Raw genomic sequence first — 8,623 nt, forward strand, 5'->3', positions numbered from 1 at the left:
CGGACTTGCTCTTTGATTTCAGCATCGGAACGGCAGATGGCCTCGATATTCGCCTGGTAGAGGACGATGCGATCGGGCGGGGTGGGCGCGAAAACGCTTTTCTGGGTCAGCGGCACACCCTGAAAAATCCCGAGAAGCAAGCCCGCCGTCTGTGGGCTCTTTCTGCGTTTGCGCGATCGTGGCGGGCGCGACTGAATGATTACGGCTATGTTTCGCAGCTTGGCCCGGAACTGCTCGGGCAACCCGGCAAGCGCCTCCTCAACGAGCTGCTCAAAATACTCACGGTCCATAACAAAGATCCAGAAACGAACCTCCCCTTCGGCCCCAGGCGGATTCCCTTCTCACACCCCGATTGGAATTTTATCCCAGGAAGGCCTGCACGGCGAGTTGTTCCATTTCGTAGGCGCTTTCCGTGTCAATGGGATAATTGGTCAGGTAGGTTTTCAGGGAGACACCCTGCTGGTGCAGGGCCGGATGGGTGTCAAACATGCGGAGCAGTCGCGCGGCAATTTTTTGGGCCGCCTCCATGCCGGCGCCGGGCAGCACCACACAATAAAGGTTCTCATCGTACTGATAGAGCGAATCCTCCTGGCGCAGGCTCTGCATGATGAGCTTCAGAGTCTCGCCGATGCACTGGATCCTCTCGGAGGGCTCAACCGGGCCGCTTATCTCGACTTTGGTGGTAAGGACGGAAAGGGGCGCGCTGGAATGTTCCGCCCGCTTCAATTCCATAGCCAAGCGGTCGCGGAATTGCTCTTCACGGGGTAACGACAGCAAAATATTTTCGCTCGCCTGGAGCTGGAGCAAAGCGATCCGAGTTTGCTCATCGTACAACTTTCGCCGCAGCGTTTTGATCGCAAGCTGGCGCTCGATCAGGTAGGCATTGAAAAGGGCGGTCAGGACACAGAAACCAATCAAGACACGCTTCAACGTGGTGCCGATGCGAGCGGAGTCGCTTACCAGCGCGGGGAGCGCCGCGACAAAAATGCCGACCGCGAGGATGAAAATCATCGCGACCGCTAGGAACCACAACTCCCAATCGCGCCTTTCGAGTTTTTCCCAATCCGACTTGCGCCTACCCGGCATGACTCCCCTTGCTCGCGAGAGCAACGGCGCCTTCAGAGCAGCGGCCATAGCCACTTCGCTCGGTCATCTTGGCTGGCACGCCCGAGCCAGTCAATAGGCCGCAAGTACCAAGGAGTCTCATTCCATAAAGGGAAATTTTCCGAATGCAAGAATGGGAATAGGGATGAGCGGCGAGACTCCGGCAGGCACCTACCCGACCGCTTTATCCGGATAACGAGTTGAAGCTAAAAGGACTGGTGCCGTTCCAACTATTTGGGGGCATTTTCGGCAAGTCACAGGGCATGCTTTATTGATCATACAGGATCGAGATGTATAGGCTCATTAAGGTGGAACGGCACTAGTCTATGCCGAAGGCCTCGCCCTTGAGATCATAGACCATCAGAATAAGGTCATGGGCGGCGCCATGGCGGTCGAGAACATGTTGCGGCAACTGTGCCACCTTGACGAAGCCGATCCTTTCAAAGGCATGGATGGCGTGCTCCTGGGCGAGGACGAACTCGGCGTCCAACTTGTCGAGGCCGATCTCAATGGCGATGTCGATCAACTCCTTGACCAGAGCGGCGCCGACGCCCCGGCCGCGATATTTGGGGTGGACAACGACGCGCACCCGCCCGATGTGGCTTTTCCAGCCGCCCTTTTCGCGGTGGAGGGTGGCATCCACAACGACGTCGCCGCCGACCAGGCCAAGCAAGGGCACCACGTAAACAAAGTCCAATTCGGCGCACCAGCGAGCCACCACTCTTGGATCGGTCACATCGTCAGCCAGGTAGAGCCGATCTTCCTCCGGGACTTGCTGAAAAAAGCGCAGGAGGGCGTCACGGTCGCCCGAGGCCAGCGGCCGCACGATCAGCTCGCTGGCGTCTTTGAGGGCAATCTTTTTGGGGTACCGGCCTTCGAGCATTTCTCGAAACATAAGCCTCCTCAGACGATCTGGCTCCACCCTTTTTGGCGGCTCGCCAAGCGCAAATTCCTGCGCCGGGCGGCTTCCCGGTAGCGCCGTTTTTCCTCCGGACTCTGCGGGATCACCGGGGCGACTCTTTTTGGCCTGCCTTCTTCGTCTATAGCCACAAAGGTGACGTAGGCTGAACTGGTGTGTTGTCGCTCGCCCGTCATAATATTTTCGGCAAAAACCTTCACCCCGACTTCGATGGAAGTATGGAAAACGCGGTTGACGGACGATTTCAGAACAATCAATCCTCCCACCTTTATGGGGTGGCGAAAGTCGAGATGATCGACCGAGACGGTGACAACATAGCCGTTCGAGTGGCGATGGGCCGCGATGGCCGCTGCGATGTCGATCAAATGCATCACCGTTCCGCCAAGGATATTCCCGAGGGGGTTGGCGTCATTCGGCAAGACCACTTCCACCATCTCCGACTGCGAAGCGGTGACCGGCTTGCCCGCCAAAATCTCTTTTCCCAGCAGTTCAGCTTTGTCCCGGGCGGGCTTGCCCGGTTGTTCGCCGGTTTGGGAAGCGGTCTTTGTCCCGGCGACCCTTTTTTTAGCCATGGCACCTCGGGGAAAACGGCGCAAGAGATCGCCGACGGGTCTTGTTATCGCCGTGTCCTTTTGACTTGTTCTCGCCGATGCCGTCGCCGTCCCGACGCTCCCGACAAGTGCGGGCCGGTGAGGAGTCCGGCCACCGGCGATTTCAGGCCCGGGCATCACCCGGCGAGTGGTGCGCCGGCCGGGCCGGTCCGCCTTTGCGGCGGAAGTACGACTCGACGTAAACCTCTGCCTGCCGCTCGACGATTGGGTCACGGTGCCGAGAAAGAAATTGGCGCTCGGCGGCCGAGTATTCCAACTTGCCATGTTCGGCCGGGCGATGGTCCTTTTCCAGAACGCAGTAAATGGTCACCAGGCTGTTCGTGTCGCCTACCACGGCCAAGCGCACGGCATCGGTCGAGTAGGTCCTGGGAAAGCGCGGGCAGTCGAAGGCGTAGCCGAGATTGCAGCAGGCTTGCAAGGCACGGGCGTCCGGAATGAACTCCTGCTTCGAATCTCGCCGACAAATCCCAAGGAACCCATCCCCAAGGGGCAATTGCGGCCGATGACGCCAGGCCTTATCGTCAAACTTTTCAGTTGGGAAAAAGAACGGACACGCCATCAATCTTCCACCAGCCCTTTTGAGCACGCGGTTGCTCGCGAACTGAGTTTATACTATAAGGGCGGGGCGGCTGGATAGCAATCTTCGCTGCCGCCCGGAGAATGCTTGCGAGGAGCAGCCCGCCATTGAAAAACCGGCTTGAAGTCCTCCAGCAGTTTGTCGAGAAAAATCCCGCCGATGCCTTTTCGCGGTACGGACTGGCGATGGAGTACGCAAGCCTGGGCCGAAGCGAGGAGGCACTGACCCAATTCCGCCAATTGATGGAGAGCCACCCGCGTTACTCAGCGGGCTACTACCAATGGGCCAATCTCCTGATCCGCCTGGGGCGAAGGGAAGAGGCTCGACAAATCATCGAGGCCGCCCTCGACGTGACCCGCCGCTCCGGCGACTCGCACACCTTGTCCGAGCTCGAGGCGCTGCTGGCGGAGGCAGGATGAGCCGGGCAAGGCGGCGAAATTCCTTTCGGCTATAATCGCTCCCCAAATGGCCACTCTCATCATTCCGTTGTTTCCGCTTGAGGTGGTGCTCTTCCCCGGCGTATGGCTGCCGCTTCATATTTTTGAACCGCGCTACAAGGAGATGATTGGCTGGTGTCTTCAACAAGCAGCCCCCTTCGGGATCATCCTCGAGCAAGGCCAGAAGCTCGAGCGGGTTGGCTGCACGGCCGGCATCCTTGGGGTCATCAAAAAATACCCTGACGGGCGGATGGATATTTCGACGCAAGGCGAGCAGCGTTTCCAGGTGGAGAATGTTCTTTCCGATCGCGCCTACGATCGTGCATCGGTTATCTTCTTCGATGACGACGCCGGTCCCCAGCCCTCGCCCAGCCTGGTGGCGGAGGCGACCGCGCTCTATGAGAAGATTGCCGATGAGATTCCCCGGGGCAAACCACCTGCGTTTGACCGTTCACCGGCTCGTGTTTCTTTCGGGATCGCCGCCGCCCTCGCCCTCGATCTCGCGTTAAAACAAAAGTTGCTTGAAATGCGGGCGGAAGTAGCAAGGCTCGAATTGCTCATCAGCGAGATGTCGCAGTGGCTTCCGCGCATCGAGCGGGCGCGCAAGGCCGCGGGCGGGAACGGACATTTCCATTGATGGTCCATTGATGGTCCATTGATGGCAGGCGAAAGGGCTGCCTGAACGCGGTGAGCGTCGGCCGTGCCGAAGCTTGGGGATGGCCAGGGGTATGCTTTGCAGGAACCACTCGCCGGCCATCGCCGATGCATGCGGCCGGTCGTTTGCCCTATAATGGAGTGGTTGCCGGGCTTCAGGTCGCCTGGCGACAGATCTCCAGGGACTATGACTCGAGAAGGAACCATGCGCGCCCTACCCAGGACTTTGGGTGAACTTCGCCAGAGCGAGTTTTCCGAGAAGCGCTATGGCGGTCGAACCGTCAAGCAGGAGATGCGGGAAAACCTGCTCGCCCGCGTGGAGGGAAACGAGCCTCTTTTCCCGGGCATCTTCGGCTACGAGGACACCGTCATCCCCCAGATCGTCAACGCCATTCTCTCGCGGCACAATTTTATTCTTCTTGGCCTTCGCGGCCAGGCGAAAAGCCGGATCCTTCGCTGCCTCGGGACTTTTCTCGATCCGGTCATTCCGGTAATCGAGGGTTGCGAAATCAACGACAATCCCTATGCGGCCATCTGCCGGCACTGCCGGCAGCGCCTGGAAGAGCAAGGCGATGCGACACCCATCGGGTTTCTACCGCGGGAGCGACGCTACGTCGAAAAACTGGCGACCCCGGACGTAACCATCGCCGACGTTTTCGGAGACATCGACCCCATCAAAGCGGCCCGAGGCGGCCTTTACCTCTCCGATGAGCAGACCATCCACTACGGTCTTCTCCCGCGCGCCAACCGCGGCATCTTCGCCATCAACGAGCTTCCTGACCTTGCCGGAAAGATTCAAGTCGGGCTATTCAACATCATGCAAGAGGGCGACGTGCAGATCAAAGGTTACCCCGTCCGCCTGCCCCTCGACATCCTTTTGGTGTTTACCGCGAACCCGGAAGACTATACCGCCCGCGGCAAAATCATCACCCCGCTCAAGGACCGCATCGGCTCGGAGATCCGCACCCATTACCCCACTGATCTTGAGCACGGCATCGCCATCACCCAGCAGGAAGCCTGGCTCGATCGCGGATCGCAGGGCAAGCTGCGTCTCCCGCGATTTGTGCAAGAGATTGTCGAGGAAATCGCCTTCCTGGCGAGGGAGGAAAAGAAAATCGATCGGCGCTCCGGGGTGAGCCAGCGCATTTGCATCAGCTCAATGGAGACGGCCATCAGCAATGCCGAGCTGCGGGCGCTTCGACACAAAGAACAGGTTGTTGTTCCGCGCGTGGCTGACATCTACGCGGCGGTCCCCTCCCTGACCGGCAAGTTCGAGCTGGAGTACGAGGGTGAGCTGCGGGGCGCGGAAGCCGTCGCTCGCGATCTGCTTCGTTCGGCGGTGGGGAAAGTCTTTGATCGCTATTTCGCCGATGCCGACCTTCTTGCCATCGTCCAGTGGTTTGACCTGGGCGGCCAACTGAAGATTGGGGCCGGCGGCTCAAGTCGCGAACTTCTCGAGCAGCTCAAACTCATCCAGGGGTTGGTGGACAAGATTGCGCCGCTGGGCGTCAAAGGGAAAGATGACCCGGCGCTTGTGGTGGCGGCGGCGGAGTTCGTTCTCGAGGGCCTTTACGCCCATCGCCGCATCAGCCGGAACGAGGAACGAGGCTTTTTTGCCGAGGAGAAAAAGCGCGTCGAACCGCGGGAAGATTCCCCGCGGCACCGGAGATCGTTTAACTAGCGCCGTTCCAACTATTTGGGGCCATTTTCCGCAAGTCACACGGCATGCTTTATTGATCATGCAGGATCGAGATGTATAGGCTCATGAAGTTGGAACGGCACCAGAGCGGCCTATGAAGTTCATCCGCTATTCGCGTTTTACCGGTCAGGATTGGGACTCCATCAACTTGGAGGAACTTGTCAGCCGCCTTGCCGATTTCTTTCTGCGTAGCGGCTTCGAGCAATCGTTCTACAGCATGAACGAGATGGAGGGTAATCCATCCCTGGAGCAGCTCAAGCAGGCCATCCTCCGCGCCCTGGAGGAGGGCGATCTGATTCCCGCGGAAATGCTCGAGCAGTTGATGCAGGAGGCCGGCGGCAAGCCAAACCCCACTCTCGATCAAATCCTCGAACGGTTGCTGGAGCGGCTCTCGCAGGAGGGATATGTCAGCATTCAAAATCCCGACGAGGTTTCCTACCAGAAGGATGCCCGGGGCGCCGTCGGAAGCGCGCGCCCGGCGGAAGGGGCGGCGCGCTTCGAAATCACTGACAAGACTCTTGACTTCCTGGGTTACAAGACCTTGAAGGAGCTGCTTGGTTCGCTTGGCAAGAGCAGTTTTGGCCGGCACGATACCCGCGACCTCGCTACCGGCATCGAGTCGGGGGGGAGCTCGCGCACCTATCAATTCGGCGACACACTCAACCTCGACATCCCGGCCACACTCTTCAACGCCATGCGACGAAGCGGCATCCAGGTTCCGCTTGACCTCGATTACCCTGACCTGATGGTTCATCAAGCGGAATATCAAAGCTCCTGCGCAACCGTCTTGATGCTCGACTGCAGCCACAGCATGATCCTGTATGGAGAGGATCGGTTCACCCCCGCCAAGCGGGTGGCGCTGGCTCTCGCTCATCTCATTCGCACGCAATTCCCCGGTGATTCCCTGCACCTGGTGCTCTTCCATGACAGCGCCGAGGAAATGCCACTCTCTCAGCTTGCCCGGGTGCAAGTGGGACCCTATTACACCAACACCCGCGAAGGGCTACGGCTGGCCCAGCGCATCCTTTCGCGCCAGAAGAAGGACATGCGACAAATCGTGATGATCACCGACGGGAAGCCCTCGGCACTTACTTTGGAAGACGGCCGCATCTATAAGAATGCCTTTGGGCTCGACCCGCTGGTTGTCAGCCAGACGCTGGCCGAAGTCGCCAAATGCCGCCGCTCCGGTATCCTGGTCAACACCTTCATGCTGGCCACGGACTATAGCCTGGTTCACTTTGTCCAGAAAGTCACCGAAATCTGCCGGGGCAAGGCTTATTTCACCACCCCCTACAACCTCGGCCAGTATCTCCTCATGGACTACATGCAGCGCAAGACCCGCCACATCCACTGAAGGGCCGCCGCCCCGAGCCTATCTTTACTCGGTAGTGGGTCAGTTTCCGAGGAGGGCGTTATACGGCCAAGTGCGTGGCGAGCCTCGTGCGGGAGAGGCATTCGTAAAGCCTAGCCGACAAGGCAGGATCGATCCCCCAAAGGTGAGGCAAATCCTGCAAGTTTCAGAGACTTGCTTCGGCGGCGATCCCCGATAATTTGATAGGCGAGTTCAGCGGTGGCAGCATCGCCGCCGACAGTTGTCGGGAATAGCCGTTCTTGGCGGCGATCGTTCAGGAGCTAACTCTCGGGCTAAGCTGCGAGCGAAGCGAGTCAGCTTGAGCCCGTCGTTAGGCAATCTCACATGTGACCAGTAGCGGGCAGTACCAACCGCCGCTCTCCGTCTCACTCATAGACGGAACTCCAAATCTCGGCTCGTTAGGTCACCCATCGCAGCCTAGGTCGCGCGCCCGCTCTTGCGCCCGCCGTAGCGCAGAAATCATTCCTCTGCGAATGTAGGGGTCCTCCTCAGATTCGATGCTCTCTCTCAGTAGCTGAATCTGCTCGCGTAAGCGCGGGCATTCGGGGTGTTCAGGTGTCCGAATCACGAAGGAGAAGCCACCGGGGAGCGCGGCGGACACGCGGACCTCAAGATCCTCCTCGCCCCCGGTCGCGTATGTCTGGCCCACGGAGAGGGCTGTGGGCGTGCGCAAGTACACTTCGTGGCGTGCCGCAACCTCGTACACAATGACGCCTTCGCTTGGGATGCCTGACGACGCGAACGAGGGCCTCTCGTAAGGATCGACGCGCAGTCGGGCCTCAATCAGGAAGTGATTGCTGCTAACGCGAGACGGAATCCGCACGGCTGCTACTCGTCCGGGAGGTGGGGGTTGAAGCAACGCAATGGCCCACAGGTTAAACCTTGACTGCCGACCGCGGTGTGTCGCGACCGTGACGCCGTCTAGCCACTGCATGGCGAGCTTCGTATGCGCGGACGGGTGTGTCCCACTTGAGGCAGCCATGTTATCGAATGCGCCGAGATTTGGGTCTGTGTTGTAGAGGTCCCCGAACTCTGTGGCCATGTGGACGACTTCCATCGCCCACACCCCAAGCCCCTCCTGGAGATTGACGCGAGCGGCATGCTGAATCCCGTTGACCGGTGAACTGTGCCAGTAGGCCCAACCAGTCCTATGTGGCCCTCCACTCGGCACGACAATGCAAGCCATGGTATAGCCGTGATTTGAAGGTAGGGACCTTATACCCGCGCCCATCGTGTCCGCGTCAGGGGCG

At 59.3% G+C, this 8,623-nt stretch carries 10 protein-coding genes; 4 read left to right on the forward strand and 6 right to left on the reverse strand.

What is annotated here, in order from left to right:
- From VIH17_05290 to VIH17_05310, 5 genes are all read right to left on the reverse strand, one after another.
- Positions 1-290, reverse strand: a 290-nt coding sequence (locus tag VIH17_05290; GenBank protein ID HEY4682649.1) for a metallopeptidase family protein, incomplete at its 3' end; no start/stop codon positions are given.
- 70 nt (positions 291-360) lie between these two features.
- On the reverse strand, positions 361-1,134 hold the full coding sequence (locus VIH17_05295) for a hypothetical protein (protein HEY4682650.1): 774 nt from the start codon (positions 1,132-1,134) through the stop codon (positions 361-363).
- Positions 1,135-1,423: 289 nt separating this feature from the next.
- On the reverse strand, positions 1,424-1,999 hold the full coding sequence (locus VIH17_05300) for a GNAT family N-acetyltransferase (GenBank protein ID HEY4682651.1): 576 nt from the start codon (positions 1,997-1,999) through the stop codon (positions 1,424-1,426).
- 8 nt (positions 2,000-2,007) lie between these two features.
- A complete protein-coding gene (locus tag VIH17_05305; GenBank protein ID HEY4682652.1) occupies positions 2,008-2,595 on the reverse strand; it encodes an acyl-CoA thioesterase in 588 nt (195 codons plus the stop codon).
- Between the two features lie 142 nt (positions 2,596-2,737).
- Entirely contained in the window at positions 2,738-3,193 is a 456-nt protein-coding gene (locus tag VIH17_05310; GenBank protein HEY4682653.1) for a hypothetical protein, read from the reverse strand.
- A gap of 125 nt (positions 3,194-3,318) precedes the next feature.
- On the opposite strand from VIH17_05310, the gene VIH17_05315 reads away from it, so the two are divergent.
- From VIH17_05315 to VIH17_05330, 4 genes are all read left to right on the forward strand, one after another.
- On the forward strand, positions 3,319-3,630 hold the full coding sequence (locus VIH17_05315) for a tetratricopeptide repeat protein (protein ID HEY4682654.1): 312 nt from the start codon (positions 3,319-3,321) through the stop codon (positions 3,628-3,630).
- Positions 3,631-3,676: 46 nt separating this feature from the next.
- Positions 3,677-4,285, forward strand: coding sequence for an LON peptidase substrate-binding domain-containing protein (locus tag VIH17_05320; protein ID HEY4682655.1), 609 nt, complete (start codon positions 3,677-3,679; stop codon positions 4,283-4,285).
- Between the two features lie 222 nt (positions 4,286-4,507).
- Positions 4,508-5,983 (forward strand): hypothetical protein, encoded by a 1,476-nt coding sequence (locus VIH17_05325; GenBank protein HEY4682656.1) that lies wholly within the window; start codon positions 4,508-4,510, stop codon positions 5,981-5,983.
- A gap of 112 nt (positions 5,984-6,095) precedes the next feature.
- Entirely contained in the window at positions 6,096-7,355 is a 1,260-nt protein-coding gene (locus VIH17_05330) for a VWA domain-containing protein (GenBank protein HEY4682657.1), read from the forward strand.
- 421 nt (positions 7,356-7,776) lie between these two features.
- Here the strand turns inward: VIH17_05330 and VIH17_05335 are convergent.
- Positions 7,777-8,623 (reverse strand): hypothetical protein (locus tag VIH17_05335; GenBank protein HEY4682658.1); only part of this gene is annotated, 847 nt, incomplete at its 5' end.

This window comes from Candidatus Acidiferrales bacterium (assembly GCA_036514995.1).
Taxonomy (GTDB): Bacteria; Acidobacteriota; Terriglobia; order Acidiferrales; family DATBWB01; genus DATBWB01.